Source organism: Sphingobium sp. RAC03 (assembly GCF_001713415.1).
Classification (GTDB): domain Bacteria; phylum Pseudomonadota; class Alphaproteobacteria; order Sphingomonadales; family Sphingomonadaceae; genus Sphingobium.
In genome coordinates this window covers 2,271,093-2,285,428 of record NZ_CP016456.1, presented here as the reverse complement: position 1 = coordinate 2,285,428, position 14,336 = coordinate 2,271,093, and the positions used below count along the sequence as shown (strand labels likewise).

Here is a 14,336-nt window from a genome sequence, read left to right as displayed (position 1 = left end):
GAAGGTACAGGAAATGTTGAAACATGTCGCCGCCGCCCTGCTGCTGGCCACCGCCCTGCCGATTGCGGCGCAGACGCCTGCCCCGGCTACAACCGCCGCTCCGCCGAAGCTGATCGTCGCAATCAGCGTCGATCAATTTTCCGCCGACTTGTTCAGCGAATATCGCCAATATTATAGCGGCGGTCTCAAGCGACTGACCCAGGGCGCGGTCTTTCCGAACGGCTTTCAAAGCCATGCCGCGACGGAAACCTGCCCCGGCCACAGCACCATCCTGACCGGCAGCCGTCCGTCGCGCACGGGCATCATCGCCAATAGCTGGTTCGACCTGAACACCGCGCGCCCAGACAAAGCGGTCTACTGCGCTGAGGACGAAACCCAGCCGGGCAGCAGCAGCGACGCCTATGTCGCGTCCCCTGTACATCTCAAAGTGCCGACATTGGGCGGACGCATGAAGGCGGCCAATCCGGCGACCCGCGTGGTGTCGATTTCGGGCAAGGATCGGGCCGCTATCATGATGGGCGGACCGACCGCCGACCAGGTCTGGTGGCTTGGCGGGCCGCAGGGCTATGTCAGCTACAAGGGCGTCGCCACCCCGCCGCTCGTCGCCAAGGTCAATGAAGCGATGGCCCGGCAACTGGCGCAGCCCAATCCCGGCTTCGACCTGCCCGCCCAATGCGTGGCCAAGGATTTTGCGGTGCGCGCGGGCGACCGCACGGTGGGCACGAGCCGCTTCGCGCGTGCTGCGGGCGATTATAAGGGCTTCCGCATCTCGCCTGAACAGGATGCCATGACGCTCGCGTTCGCGGCGGCCGCCGTCGAGACCATGGCGCTGGGCCAGCAGACACAGACCGACATCATCTCCATCGGCCTGTCCGCTACCGACTATATCGGCCATAGCTACGGCACCGAAGGGACCGAAAGCTGTATCCAGGTCGATCGTCTGGACCGGGAACTGGGTGCCTTTTTCGACCGGCTCGACAAGGACGGCATCGATTATGTCGTGGTGCTGACCGCGGATCATGGCGGGCATGACTTGCCCGAACGGCATCGCCTGAACGCCATGCCGATGGAGAGCCGCGTCGACACCGCGCTGACGCCCAAGGCGCTGAACGCGGCCATAGCGCAGCGCACCGGCCTGGCGGGCAAGACACTGATCTGGGGCGATGGACCGTCGGGCGACCTTTATTTCGACAAAGGGCTGACGTCCGCCCAGCGCGCGAAGGTGGAGGCTGCCACGCTCGCGCTGCTACGCGTCCATCCGCAGGTCGCCGCTGCCTTTACCAAGGCGGAAATCGCTGCCACCCCCTCCCCTGCCGGTCCGCCCGAAAACTGGACTCTGATCCAGAAGGCGCGGGCCAGCTTCGATCCGACGCGGTCGGGCGACCTGCTCCTGCTGCTCAAATCGCGGGTCATGTCGATCCCCGAACAGGCGGTAATGGGTTCAGTCGCCACCCATGGCAGCCCATGGGATAGTGACCGCCGCGTACCGATCCTGTTCTGGCGCAAGGACATGCGCGGCTTCGAGCAGCCGCTGGGCGTGGAGACGGTGGATATCATGCCCAGTCTGGCCGCGCTGATCGGCCTGTCGATCGCGCAGGACCAGATTGATGGGCGCTGCCTGGATCTGATCGCGGGCGAGGGAGATAGCTGCGTGGGAAGATGACGCGGTGTTAGCGCCGCACGTTCTTGGGCCGCTGCAGGCAGATTTCTGCCCGCAGCCCGCCTTCGGGGCGATTGATCAGCGTCAACTGCGCGCGTTCCAGTTCCACCGCTTTCTGTACGATCGCCAGTCCCAGCCCCAGGCCGCGCGTATTCCGCTGCCGCGCGGTATCGAGCCGGGCGAAAGGCTTGAGCACTTCGCCGATCTGGTCGCGCGGTATGCCGGGGCCATCATCATCGATACGGATCAGCACCTCATCCCCCACCCGCAGCAGGGAGACGCGCGCCCGCTGCCCATAATGGAGCGCATTTTCGATCAGATTGCGCACCGCGCGTCGCAGCGAAAGCGCATGGATCTCCATCTCCAGATGGTCCGGCCCGCTATAATCGACATCCTGCCCATGATCCTGAAAAGCATCAACCACGGTCGCGATCGTGACGGCCAGGTCCGCCCGGACCAGAGGCTCAGGATTCTTCTCGCCGCCCAGAAAATCGAGCAGTGATTCGATCATGGCGCCCATCTCTTCGAGATCGCCGTCCATGGCTTCGCGGACATCATCCTGCCGTACCGTTTCCAGCCGCAACTGCAACCGGGAAAGCGGGGTGCGCAGGTCATGGCCGACCGCCGCCAATGTCTCGGTGCGTTCGTTGATTAGGCGATGGATGCGGGTCTGCATCGCGTTGAAAGCGCGGATCAGTTCGCGCACGTCGCTGGTTCCCGCTTCCGGCAGGATGACTTCGGCACCAAGCCCGATCTTTTCCGTTGCGCGCGTCAGTTCCCGTAGTGGTGCCAATGTGCGACGAATCAATATCCATCCCGCCACCAACAGCGCCAGCACCGGGATCAGGGCGAGGCCCATTCGGCCGATGGTGAAGGCCCATTTGCCACCGCCATGATGCATGCCGAAATAAAGCCAACTGCCATCGGGCAGTTGCAGTCCGCCGTTGATTTCCGAATGGCGGCTGGGCGACGTGAGCCGCAGCCAGAGGCGCGAGCGTTCGAGTGTCGGCTCCCACGCGATGATCTGCTGCCGCATCCGTTCCAGTTCAGGCGACAGCGGCGGCGGCGGCGGCGATGCAGCCGACCAGTGGACATCGTAGCGATCGGTGGTCAGTTGAACGCCCATGGCGCGTCGCTCAGCAGGCGGCTGTTCGGTCAATAATTTTCGGGCGATGACTAGATGTTCGGCCAGCCGCCGTGCTTCGTCATCCTGCAGCGATATCTGGCTTGCCCGTTCGTAAATGAGCGTGCCGACGGCAAATTCCAGCGTCAAGGTCAGGAGCAGGATCGCGAAGAGGCGGCCAACCAGCCCAAGCGATCCGTGCATGTGCCACCTCAAGCGCGGCTGACCTCTGCATTGAACATATAGCCGACACCACGCACGGTCGTGATCGGTGCGCCCCGGTCCTCGGTCGATAATTTGCGGCGCAGGCGACTGACCAGCACGTCGATGCTGCGGTCGCTGCTGTCGCCCATCCGGGTCCGCGACAATTCGATCAGGCGCTCACGGGCGATGACCCGCTGCGGGTGGCTCAGAAAACTGCCGAGCAGATCGAATTCCGCGCCCGTCAGATCGACCAGCCCGCCGGTCGGGGATCGCAACTCGCGACGCGGAAAATTGACGACCCAGCCATCGAACCGGGCCTCATTCTCGCGATGTTCGTCCGGGCCACGCTCAAGTCCCACCCGGCGCAGGATGGCCCTGATGCGGGCGATCAGTTCGCGCGTGCCGAACGGCTTGGGCAGATAATCATCCGCACCCAATTCCAGGCCGACAATCCTGTCCGTTTCGCTGCCCTTGGCGCTGATGAAGATGATGGGAACATCGCTCTTGCGCCGGATCTGGCGGCACAGATCGATGCCATTGGTGCCGGGCAGCATGACGTCGAGCACGACGAGATCGACAGGGCCAGCATCGAACGCCACCCACATTTCCGGGCCGGACGAAGCGGGACGCACTTCATAACCATGCTCCTGCAAAGCACGGGCGGTCAGGGTGCGAAGCGGCGGGTCGTCTTCGACGAGGATGATCGACGGAGCGGTCATGAATGCTGCAAGGCGCGTGATGTCATGGCCATGGGATAGGGCCGACCGTTTCGGGGGTCAACCGGATCAGACGCACCGGACGCTTGCCAGCGGCTTAGCAACAATTTGTCATGCGTTAAGCGAAGCCACGCAGATGCCAAAACGCCGGGACCAGTTGCTGGCCCCGGCGTTCCTTACGATATTAGAATGCGGCCGAGATCGAGAAGACGACCTGGCTGCGGGCAATCGACTTGCCTACATCCTTGCTGTCGCCGGAAACCATGAAGTTCGGGCGCAGATAATTTTCCTCGACACGGGCAATGTCGGTATCGACATAGGCGATGCCCAACGTCAGCGGCGTGCCCGGAATGGCGACGTCAGCACCAACCAACCAGTCGAGATATTTGCCGGTCGGCGCGATCGAGGTGCCGTTCGGGCCAAGGCCGGGGTTACCGTCCGACCAGCCCAGATGCGCCTTCAGCGTAACCGGGGTATTGGGCACCGAACCGCTGACATCGGCCCAGACGTAGAGATTGTCTTCCTTGTCACCGGGGTTGAACACGGTGCATGCCGCGTCACTGCAAACGTTGCCCAGGGCTTCCTGCTTGGGCGCGTAGGCGACACCGACCAGGCCCTTTACGGGACCAACCGTGCTGGACAGCTTGATATAGGGTTCGGCGAAGTCCGTGGTATCAGCGCCCGAAGGGTACATATACCAGGTCAGACCGACGTCGAGCGTCGCGCCGCCGAGTGGGATGGCGTAGCCTGCGAACAGGTCGAGTTCCATGTTGGAACCACCAAAACGACCCCAGCCGCCGAGATTGGATGCCCAGGTGCCAGCATAGGCCCCGCTTTCATGCGTAGCGGTGATGCCGCCTTGCACGGCCATGCCCTTGTCGCTCTGCGACACGCCACGGAAACGATAATCGGAAACGAGCGCTACGCTGCCGGTCACGGTGACGGGGCTGGTGGGCTCTTCCTGAGCAAAAGCCGGTACGCTAGACATGAGCGCGAGGGCGGCACAGGCGATTTTATACTTCATGAACATTCCCCTTTACGAAAGAATGTTCCGTCCTGCTTCCACTCAACCCGAAAGTCTGTTGCTTGCGCTCTCAGTGCCGGTGGATAACCCTTGCCTATTCAAAATAGCCCCACAGTCAAACAGGTTTTTCTCGCATCTGCGAGATGGCGCGTATCGCTGTTGCATAACGGGCACAGTTCAATGCCTTGCCACGCCGACACAAAATCAAAAAATGCCGCCGCGCCGGGGGTAGTGGCGCGGCGACACCCTGTATCGCCCGATATTTTGAAAAATCAGGCGACCAGTTGGCGCATCCGTCCGGTCGCACCGAACAATTCCACCGGAAGCCCGCTTCCGCGCCGACGTTCGACCCATTCGCGGACCATCTCTGCGGTCGTATGATCGATATGGCCCAGACGTTCGACATTGAGGATGACCAGACCGCCCTTTGGCAGCGAATCGAGCTTTGCCGACAATTTGGGTAGCGTAAGGAAGGTCGCGCTGCCGCGCAGCGCCACTTCATGCGCATCACCCCGGCTTTCATCCTCCAGCTTGAGGCGCAGGCGGCTCAGATGGGGGATGAGTTCCAGCATCGAAAGGCCGATGCCAACCAGAACACCCGTCAGCAGGTCCATGGTAACCACGCAGATCAGCGTGGCCGCCCAGACGATCGCGGGCAACGGACCGTAACGGTGAAGCAGGTGCCGGACGTGATCGACGCTGACGAGGCGCACACCGGTCACGACCAGAATACCAGCCAGAGCCGCCATCGGGATTTCGCGCAGCAGCCAAGGCAGCAAGGCGACAAAGCCCAAAATCCAGACGCCGTGCAAAACCGCCGACATGCGGGTCTTAGCGCCCGCCTGCACATTGGCCGAGCTGCGAACGATAACGCCGGTCATGGGCAATGCCCCGGCAAAGCCACACAGCAGGTTGCCGACGCCCTGGGCGCTCAGTTCCCGGTTGTAATCGGTACGCACGCCATCATGCATCCGGTCGACGGCGGCGGCCGACAGCAATGTTTCGGCGCTGGCAATGAACGCAATGGCGATGGCGATCGTGATGACCGCAGGGTCCATCATCGTCGCGAACAACCCTGCTTCCGGCAGGCTCACAGCCGCCACGATCGATTCGGGCACCACGACCCGCGCGACGGGAAGGGCGAGGAAGAAGGCAACCAGGGTCGCGAGCAATACGCCCACCAGTGCGCCGGGGACGAGCTTCAGCGACGCAGGGCGGAACTTCTCCCAGCCGAGCATGCCGCCAATGGTAACCAGGCCGACGGTGAAGGCCGTTACCGTGTCGCCAGTGGAGAGACCGAGCAACTGCGCAGGCATGGCCAGCAAATTGGCTAGACCGCTCGACAGGGGCGTGTCATCGAATAACACATGGAATTGGCCAACGACGATCAACACGCCGATGCCAGCCAGCATGCCATGGACAACGGCCGGCGAAATCGCGCGAAACCAGCCGCCGACGCGCATCAAGCCCGCGACCACCTGTATGGCACCTGCCAGAATCAGGATCGGCCCCAGTGCGGAGAGACCCTGTTCACGCACGATTTCAAAGACGATGACCGCAAGACCAGCGGCAGGCCCGCTGACCTGCAGCGGAGAACCCGCCAGCAGGCCGACGACGATGCCGCCGATAATGCCGGTAATCAGACCCTTTTCCGGCGGAACGCCGGAGGCAATGGCAATGCCCATGCAGAGCGGCATCGCCACCAGAAAGACGACGATCGACGCCGTGAAGTCGCGGCCGAAGGTGCCGCCGGAAAAGGCTTTCAGCATGATTTACTCCGCCGCCAGGGCATATTCGCCATCGCCAGCCAGTCGGCGGGCGTGGGGAAGCGCGATCGGCATGGGCTGATTCTCGCGGAGCGGCATGAAGCGGCCGGTATCGCCGTCGAGGCCCAAGACCTGACCGGCGTGAATGTCCACATACCAGCCGTGCAGCGCAATATCGCCACGCGCGATGCCCGAAGCGACCGATGGATGGGTGCGCAGATGGGCCAGCTGGACGACGACATTTTCCAGCGCCATGTTACGCAACTTTTCCGCGTCGGTCAGCGTGTCGGGATAGCTTTCGCTGCAAACCTGCTGCGCGGCATGGGCATGACGCAACCAAGCCGCCACGTTGGGCATTTTGGAGAGGTCAGCATTGGTCGACATCGCCTTCATAGCGCCGCAGTCGCTGTGGCCACATACGATGATGTCACGCACGCCCAACACCATCACCGCATATTCGACGGTGGAGGTAACGCCGCCATTCTGCGTCGCATGCGGCGGCACGATGTTGCCAGCATTGCGGCAGACGAACAGATCGCCCGGCTGTGCCTGCATGATATGTTCGGGCACGATCCGCGAGTCGGCGCAGGAGATCATCAGCGCCTTGGGGCTCTGCCCATCGCTGGCCAGCCGATTGTAAAGCGCGCTTTCATTGGGAAACACATGCTTTTCGAAGCTGAAGACGCGGCCTAGAAGCTCGTTCATGGGGTCTATCCTTCTATTGCTATGCCGGTCAGGGGACACCGGCTCAGTCTCGGACAGTAGAAGTCGGGTTTTGCTGCGTCGCAGCGGCTTTGTTAAAAAACATGTCTGGATGGCAAAATCGTTACGGGGTGATCGCCATTGCGAAAAACCAGCAATTCCGGTCGTTTTATTGGGTCAGCGTCGCTCTACCGCCGCGCTGAACATATAGCCTGCACGTCTTACGGTAACAATTGGGGCAGGTTCGTTGCCCCATTGCAGCTTTCGACGCAAACGGCTGACCAGCACGTCGATGCTGCGATCGGACGATGGCGCGTCGCGCACACCTGCCAACTCCATCAGTCGCGCGCGCGTGAGCACGATTTGCGGATGATCAAGCAATACGCCAAGCAACGCAAACTCGGCCGCCGTCAGACCAACAGTCGCGCCCGCCGGATCAGCCAGCGTCCGGCGCGAAAAATCTACGGTCCATCCGTCGAAGAACGCCATGGATTGGCGCGGCAGGCCGATCGCGCGCTCGCCTCGCCCCCGCCGCAGGACGGCACGCAGGCGCGCAGCCAGTTCACGCGCGGAATAGGGTTTGTTGATATAGTCGTCCGCGCCAAGCTCCAATGCGACAACGCGATCGACCTCCGAACTATTGGCCCCCACCAGGATCACCGGCACCTCGCTCCGCGCACGCACGTCTCGGCACAAGTCCATGCCATCCGCGCCGCGAAGCGCGGCGTCCAGCACTATGACGCCAACGGGCATGGTGGCCAGCGCCTGAAAAATCTGGGCTGCACCACCGCTTGGCACAACTCTGAAGCCGGTTTCCTCCAGATGCGTGCGGACCGCTTGCTGCTGCGCGGCTTCCGTTTCCGTCACCAGGATGAGCGGCGGGGTCATGCCCAAAGATCGTGCCATCCACACTTGCCTCGATCGCCGATCATGCGCGTACCTCCTGAAACAGACAGACGCCCCCAATGCGCCCACAACGCGGCTGGGCTTAGATCGCCTGAATGTCTCTGAAATTTGCCGAACGTTACAAATTATTGCGCAGGCGACACAGCAGCGTCAAACCGACGAGAATTCCGGCATTTTCGTCCCAATCTGCGGTGGTGCAGCGGCGGGCAGATGCGCCAGCATGGTGGCGAGCCACAAGGCATCGGTGCCCGCGCGATGGCGTGTGGGGCATCGGCAGTCGGCTATCGCCACGGCGTCACGGACTTGCGCATCGTCGGCATGCCGTTCCGCAACAATCGCAGAAACATGCTCGATCAGGAACGGCGTGGGTCGACCCGCAGCGGTGGCGAGCGTGTCCAGCCATTGTTGATCGATGCGGCTGTCGGCCACCACGCGCCGACCGATTGCGGCATCGCTCAGCAAGGCTAATACCGCATCGACATCCAAGCCCTTTTGCACGAGCGTCGATCGATCAAGACCGTGCAAAGCCTGCGCCTCCTGCGTCCAGCCCCAATCTTCCCAATCCTGATGCGGCCGTATCAACCAACTGCACGACCAGCCTTCCACCGCAATGCCGACCTCGATCGGGAAGGACCGACCATGGCGCGGGAGGCAGGATGCCTCGAAATCAATGGTCAGGATAGACACGGATGTAGCTCCACTGTGCGCGTGACCCGGTTTATCCCGGCCTGGGTGCCCGCATCGATACATCCCTTTCGCGCTCGACTGTGTCAGAGCGAAGTCAGCTAGCGATAGTTCCCGATAAAATTGCGCCGGGCGAGGTTGGCGAGCGACGAACAGATGGGCGTGCCTGGAGGACGCGGGAAAGGCCATCTGCTAATCGGCATGTCCGACTCCACATGCAGGATCACTCATGACCGTCATCGCCGCCTATCTCTATCGCAATGGCCGCCGCGTCAGGCCGGTGACGATCGACGAGCGGATCGACTGCGCGCATGACAAATCCGAATTCGTCTGGATCGGCATGGCTGAACCGACGATCGCGGAAATGGAGACCCTGCGGCGCAGCTACGACCTGCACCCGCTGGCGATCGAAGACGCCATCAAGGCCAATCAGCTGCCCAAAGTCGATATTTATGGCGATCAGTTGTTCGTCGTCGCACGTACCGCTCATGTCGAAGAACGCAGCATCTGTTACGGCGAGACCGCGATCTTCGTCGGTCACAGCCATATCATCAGCGTACGTCATGGATCAGCTCGCGCGCATCATATGTTGCGGCAGGAACTGGAAGCCGTGCCGGATCGACTGGCGCAAGGCGTGGACTATGTGCTGCATGCCGTCCTCGATTTCATCGTCGATGGCTATCTGCCCGTCATCGAGGGCGTGGAGGACGAAGTGCTGGCGATGGAGCAACAGACCGTCGATCAGTTCCTGGGGCGGGAAGACATCACCCGGATATTCAATCTACGCAGGCAGGTGATGCGTTTCCAGCGTATCCTGACGCCGATGCATGAAGTCGCCAACAAGTTCGTCAAACTGGACCTCCCCTGCATCGACGCGGAGGCAAGGCCCTATTTCAGCGACGTGCGCGATCATGTCCGCCGGGTCCAGACCATGGTCGATGATCTGCGCGAGATATTGATGTCCGTATTCGAATTCAGCAACCTGCTCGAACAGCAGCGGACCGGCGCTATCACCCGCCAGTTGGCCGCCTGGGCCGCGATCCTGGCGGTGCCGACCGCGATCGCGGGCATATATGGCATGAATTTCGACAATATGCCCGAACTGCGGACGCGCTACGGCTATTTCGTCGTGTTGGGCGTGATCACGATCATCTGCAGCCTACTCTATGCCCGCTTCCGCAAGCTCAAATGGCTGTAGAAAGATGGTGCACCCGACGGGATTCGAACCCATGGCCCTTAGATTAGGAATCTAATGCTCTATCCTGCTGAGCTACGGGTGCACGCATCGGTCGCTCTATTATGCGCGAACGGTGCGGTCAATTCTTCGCTTCGGGCGGGATAACCGGGAAAGGTAAGGGCGCGACTTCGACCCCCTCGGCGATCAGCGCCTTGGCCTCCTGCGGCGCGACTTCGCCATGGATGCTGGCGCGATCCTGCTCGCCATAATGCATGGCGCGGGCCTGTTCGGCAAAGCCGCGCCCGACCCAGGTCGATCCCTCCAGCGCCTTGCTCTGCGCCTGTGCCAGTGCATCGACCAGCGCCCGCATCTTCGCCTCGTCGCCGCCATTGGCCACCACCGGGGTCGTGGCGTCTGGGCGTGGCACCACTGCGCGGCTATTGCCCTTGGCCGCGACGGCAGGGGCCATCACCGCTTTCATCACGCGCGCGTCACCGCAGAGCGGACAGGCAATCAGGCCTCGCGCTTGCTGGTCGGCATAGTCGTTGCTGGAGCCGAACCAGGCTTCGAATATGTGGCCCTGCCCTTCGCATTTGAGGTCGAACACGATCATGCGAGCGTCACCTGCGCCGGGATCGGGCGGCGGTTGGCAATGGCGGGCACGCGCTCCCGCACAGCCTCTATCCGTGACAGGTCGAGATCGACGAGCGCCAGCCCGGCCGTCTCGCCCATGTCGCGCAGCACATCGCCCCATGGATCGACCACCAGACTATGGCCATAGGTCGTCCGGCCGTCCGGATGGTCCCCCACCTGCGCCGTCGCGATCAGGAAGCAGCCCGCTTCGATCGCGCGGGCACGCAGCAGCACATGCCAGTGCGCCTGTCCCGTCGGCACCGTAAAGGCGGCCGGGGCCAACAGGATCGTTGCCCCAGCATTGGTGAGCGCACGATACAGGTCCGGGAAGCGCATGTCGTAGCAGATCGAAAAGCCCATCCGGCCCCAGGGTGTATCGGCCGCAACCACCTGCTCCCCCGGTCCATAGACCGACGATTCGCGCCAGCTTTCGCCTGTTGCCAGATCGACATCGAACAGATGGATCTTGTCATAGGTTGCGCGGATCGCGCCTGTATCGTCGATCAGGAAACTGCGATTGGCCCAGCGACCGTCGGCGCGCTCATTTTTGAGGGGCAGCGAGCCGATATGCACCCACAACCCTTCGCGCGCCGCCGCATCCCGCACCGCCGCCAGCACGCCATCTTCCGCTTGGCAACGCAAGGTCGCCGCCGCGCGCACCCGGTCCCGATCCAGATAGCCGGCCATTTCGGGCGTGAAGAGCATGTCTGCCCCCTCGCCCTTGGCGCGCGCGATGATCTCCACAATCGCGGCGGCATTGGCGGCGGGGTCGATCCCGCTGGTCATCTGGAACAGCGCGGTGCGCATTTGCGTCAGAGGCCGAGCAAGGCGTCGAGTTTGCCCTGCCGGTTGAGCGCCGCCATGTCGTCGCTCCCGCCGATATGCGCGCCATCGATGAAGATTTGCGGCACGGTCACCCCGCCATTGCTGCGTGCTAGCATTTCCTCGCGCTTGGGACCGCCCATGCTGATGTCATATTCTTCGAACGTGACGCCCTTGTCGCGGAACAACGCCTTGGCGCGCGCGCAATAGCCGCAAAATGCCTTGGTATAGATTTCGACCTTCGCCATATGCCTGTCATACTCCTTATCGTCCGAAATTGGGCGCGCGCGCCGCTTTGTCAATCCGCAGCGTCGCGCGGCAAGGCCCGTGCCCAGCACAATAAACGCACATGACTCGCCCCGCCACGGCGCAAAACCCTTGCGCAGGCTCCGGCTGTTGCGCCGCTGGTGTGAACATCGTCGATCAACAAGATACGCCGCCCCTTCACCTCATGCCCATCCGCCAGCGCAAAGGCACCGCGCACTGTCTTCGCCCGCGCCGCCGGGTTCATGCCCCGCAAGGGCTGGGTCCGACGGGTCCGCAGCAACAGATGTTTTTCGACCCGCAACCCGGTCAGGCGACCGAGATGATCGGCGATCAGCGCTGACTGGTTGAACCCCCGCCCCCATAATCGCCAGCGATGCAGCGGCACCGGCACGATCAGCGGCGGATCGCCGCCGCTATCAGGCACATGCCGCACCATCTGCCGCGCGATCAGCCGCGCCAAGCCGATCCGCCGCCCATATTTGAGCCGCAGCGCAACGGTGCGCGCAACGTCGCCATAGGCCAGCACCGCCCGCGCGCTGTCGAAGGGCGGCGGATCGGCGAGGCACCGCGCGCATTCCGCCCCATCCCCCATATCATGCGGAAAGGGCAGGCCGCAGCGCGCGCAACAGGGTTCGCCCAGCAATTCCATCCCGCCCCAGCAATCGAGGCAGAAAGCAAAATCCTCCTGCACGATCGCGCCGCAACCGGGACAGCGCGGTGGCAGCGCATAATCGACCAGCGGACGGATCGCGCCCTTGAGAAGCGGCAAGACGGACATCATCTGCTTGTCCCCGCTTGCCGCCCGATGCACAAGGCCCGCCATGACCGCCCCCGACATATTCGACCGATCGCGCCGCGCCCAGGGCCGCGACCGCATGATTTCCCGCTTTGCCCATCACGACTTTCTCTATCGCGCCATGCTGGAGGAATTGCTCGACCGGCTGGCCGACGTGCAGCGCGACCTGCCCGAAGCACTGGTGATCGGCTGCCCCGACGGCAGTGCTAAGGCGGCGCTGGAAGCGATGGGGAAGCGCGTTGCCTGCGTAGACCCCGGCTTCGTCGCCGCGCGCGGGGCAAACGGCGTGCAGGCCGACGAAGATGCCCTGCCCTTTGCCGATGACAGTTTCGACCTCATAATCGCCTGCGGCACGCTCGACAGCGTCAACGACCTGCCCGGCGCGCTGATCCTGATGCGGCGCATCCTGAGACCCGACGGACTGATGCTCGCCGCCTTCACGGGTGCGGGCAGCCTGCCAAGGCTCAAGGCCGCGCTGCTGGCGGGCGAAGGCGACCGGCCTGGCCAGCATATCCACCCCCAGATCGATGTCCGCGCGGCGGGCGACCTGCTCAGCAGAGCGGGCTTTGCGATGCCGGTCGCCGATGGCGAGACGCTGGTCGTGCGCTATGGCGACATGCTGCGGTTGATGCACGACCTGCGCGGCATGGGCGCGGGCAACCGACTGGCAGAGCAGCCACCGCTATTGAACCGCGAAACGCTGGCAAGAGCAGGCGCGCATTTCGCCCAAGCAGCGGACGCGGACGGGCGGACGGCGGAGCAGATGGCGATCGTCTATTTGTCCGGCTGGAAACCCGACCCCAGCCAGGCCGCCCCTGCCCGACGCGGCAGCGCCACCATGTCGCTCGCCGCCGCGCTCAAGGGCAAGGCCTGATCGTGGCAGAGGAAATCTGCGAAGATTTCGCTTGCTCGCCATCCTATGCGTAGCTTCCGCCGCCGAGCGACGACCCATAGACGTCCACTCAGCCAGACCTCACCTTGGAAATACCAATAGACTGACGCATTTCTCCCTTTTTGCGGTCGACAATGTGCCAATTGCCAGTCATTGGAAAGGCGATGCAAGAGCCAGAAATTGATCTGCCAAGTGGCGATGGCCGAACCGCCGATTCAGTCGAACCCGCAGGCACTTTGTTTGTCATAGAGGAAATGCGGCAACGTTTGGCGACTCTAGAGCAGATGACGGCGGCGATTATCGGTCGGATCGATCAATTGCAGCATCTCGCTGAATTGTCATTTGCAGAAACCCACGCCCGCCGCCGTGACGACGCGACGAAGCCTCAAAGCCAATCAAGCTGGTCCAGCGCAGGCTTTCCCCTCATCCCCCGCAACATACCGGTATTTTTCGGTACGCTTCGCGATAACCAAACTGTCGATGTCGATGATATCTTGGTCAGAGGTTGGTACACCCGTGAGGAATGGGGCGTTTGGGGTCAAGATTCAATTCAGGAATTGCGGTTCGCCATGGACGGCTATGGCGGCGGATATGCAACCGTACACCTAGCCCTTCAATGCTTCGTACCACCAGGCATGAGCCATCAGAATATCGATATCCTTGCGAACGGTTATTTTCTCGGCAGTTTCGATCTGCCGGGAGGGTTGCAGATGATCAAGTTGCGGCTACCTCCTTCCTGCATCTGCAACGGCGATATTTTGTTGCAAACTCAGCAAGACAAAACATTTTCTCCTGCTGCATTTAGCGATAGTCTGGACACCAGAGTGTTAGGCATTGGACTCATATCACTTGACGCAGGCTGAGGGTGCCAATGAGCATTGAGGTAAATAAATTTTACGCCGCATCGCGTTACCCTGCTTAATCCTATGCTTCGTTCTGACCATTGGAAATATCGCCACATCAC

The 14,336-nt window shown here is 62.3% G+C and carries 15 protein-coding genes and 1 tRNA gene; 4 read left to right on the top strand and 12 right to left on the bottom strand.

Annotated features, from left to right (window positions below):
- Positions 1 to 13 precede the first annotated feature (13 nt).
- On the top strand, positions 14 to 1,663 hold the full coding sequence (locus BSY17_RS15645) for an alkaline phosphatase family protein (RefSeq protein ID WP_069066167.1): 1,650 nt from the start codon (positions 14 to 16) through the stop codon (positions 1,661 to 1,663).
- A 7-nt stretch (positions 1,664 to 1,670) separates the two neighbouring features.
- On the opposite strand, the gene BSY17_RS15640 is transcribed toward BSY17_RS15645, so the two are convergent.
- The 7 genes from BSY17_RS15640 to BSY17_RS15610 all read right to left on the bottom strand — a co-directional run bounded on the left by BSY17_RS15640 (position 1,671) and on the right by BSY17_RS15610 (position 8,788).
- The gene (locus BSY17_RS15640) at positions 1,671 to 2,987 is read right to left on the bottom strand and encodes an ATP-binding protein (protein WP_037477296.1); all 1,317 of its coding nucleotides are present in this window, start codon (positions 2,985 to 2,987) and stop codon (positions 1,671 to 1,673) included.
- A gap of 8 nt (positions 2,988 to 2,995) precedes the next feature.
- Positions 2,996 to 3,706 carry a response regulator gene (locus BSY17_RS15635; RefSeq protein ID WP_037477295.1) on the bottom strand — a complete coding sequence of 237 codons (711 nt, stop codon included), beginning with the start codon at positions 3,704 to 3,706 and terminating at the stop codon, positions 2,996 to 2,998.
- 181 nt (positions 3,707 to 3,887) lie between these two features.
- Positions 3,888 to 4,733 (bottom strand): TorF family putative porin, encoded by an 846-nt coding sequence (locus tag BSY17_RS15630; RefSeq protein WP_069066166.1) that lies wholly within the window; start codon positions 4,731 to 4,733, stop codon positions 3,888 to 3,890.
- Positions 4,734 to 4,999: 266 nt separating this feature from the next.
- The gene (locus BSY17_RS15625) at positions 5,000 to 6,496 is read right to left on the bottom strand and encodes a SulP family inorganic anion transporter (RefSeq protein WP_037477290.1); all 1,497 of its coding nucleotides are present in this window, start codon (positions 6,494 to 6,496) and stop codon (positions 5,000 to 5,002) included.
- A gap of 3 nt (positions 6,497 to 6,499) precedes the next feature.
- A complete protein-coding gene (locus tag BSY17_RS15620) occupies positions 6,500 to 7,198 on the bottom strand; it encodes a carbonic anhydrase (protein WP_069066165.1) in 699 nt (232 codons plus the stop codon).
- 174 nt (positions 7,199 to 7,372) lie between these two features.
- Positions 7,373 to 8,083 carry a response regulator gene (locus BSY17_RS15615; protein ID WP_069066164.1) on the bottom strand — a complete coding sequence of 237 codons (711 nt, stop codon included), beginning with the start codon at positions 8,081 to 8,083 and terminating at the stop codon, positions 7,373 to 7,375.
- A 168-nt stretch (positions 8,084 to 8,251) separates the two neighbouring features.
- Complete coding sequence (locus BSY17_RS15610; RefSeq protein WP_237236338.1) at positions 8,252 to 8,788, bottom strand: hypothetical protein; 537 nt, start codon at positions 8,786 to 8,788, stop codon at positions 8,252 to 8,254.
- Positions 8,789 to 9,014: 226 nt separating this feature from the next.
- Here BSY17_RS15610 and BSY17_RS15605 point away from each other — a divergent pair, with 226 nt between their 5' ends.
- Complete coding sequence (locus tag BSY17_RS15605; RefSeq protein WP_069066163.1) at positions 9,015 to 9,983, top strand: magnesium and cobalt transport protein CorA; 969 nt, start codon at positions 9,015 to 9,017, stop codon at positions 9,981 to 9,983.
- Positions 9,984 to 9,988: 5 nt separating this feature from the next.
- Here BSY17_RS15605 and BSY17_RS15600 read toward each other — a convergent pair.
- From BSY17_RS15600 to BSY17_RS15580, 5 genes are all read right to left on the bottom strand, one after another.
- Positions 9,989 to 10,065 (bottom strand) — tRNA-Arg (locus BSY17_RS15600).
- 36 nt (positions 10,066 to 10,101) lie between these two features.
- Positions 10,102 to 10,575, bottom strand: a complete 474-nt coding sequence (locus tag BSY17_RS15595; RefSeq protein ID WP_069066162.1) for a DUF1178 family protein — start codon at positions 10,573 to 10,575, stop codon at positions 10,102 to 10,104.
- A complete protein-coding gene (locus BSY17_RS15590) occupies positions 10,572 to 11,402 on the bottom strand; it encodes a carbon-nitrogen hydrolase family protein (RefSeq protein ID WP_069066161.1) in 831 nt (276 codons plus the stop codon). The genes BSY17_RS15595 and BSY17_RS15590 overlap by 4 nt, the downstream gene beginning before the upstream one ends.
- 5 nt (positions 11,403 to 11,407) lie before the next feature.
- Entirely contained in the window at positions 11,408 to 11,665 is a 258-nt protein-coding gene (grxC, locus tag BSY17_RS15585) for a glutaredoxin 3 (RefSeq protein ID WP_069066160.1), read from the bottom strand.
- Between the two features lie 50 nt (positions 11,666 to 11,715).
- Complete coding sequence (locus tag BSY17_RS15580) at positions 11,716 to 12,465, bottom strand: ComF family protein (protein ID WP_069067019.1); 750 nt, start codon at positions 12,463 to 12,465, stop codon at positions 11,716 to 11,718.
- Positions 12,466 to 12,505: 40 nt separating this feature from the next.
- On the opposite strand from BSY17_RS15580, the gene BSY17_RS15575 reads away from it, so the two are divergent.
- Both BSY17_RS15575 and BSY17_RS15570 read left to right on the top strand, forming a co-directional pair.
- On the top strand, positions 12,506 to 13,354 hold the full coding sequence (locus BSY17_RS15575) for a class I SAM-dependent methyltransferase (protein ID WP_069066159.1): 849 nt from the start codon (positions 12,506 to 12,508) through the stop codon (positions 13,352 to 13,354).
- Positions 13,355 to 13,536: 182 nt separating this feature from the next.
- A complete protein-coding gene (locus tag BSY17_RS15570) occupies positions 13,537 to 14,235 on the top strand; it encodes a hypothetical protein (protein WP_069066158.1) in 699 nt (232 codons plus the stop codon).
- Positions 14,236 to 14,336: the final 101 nt, after the last annotated feature.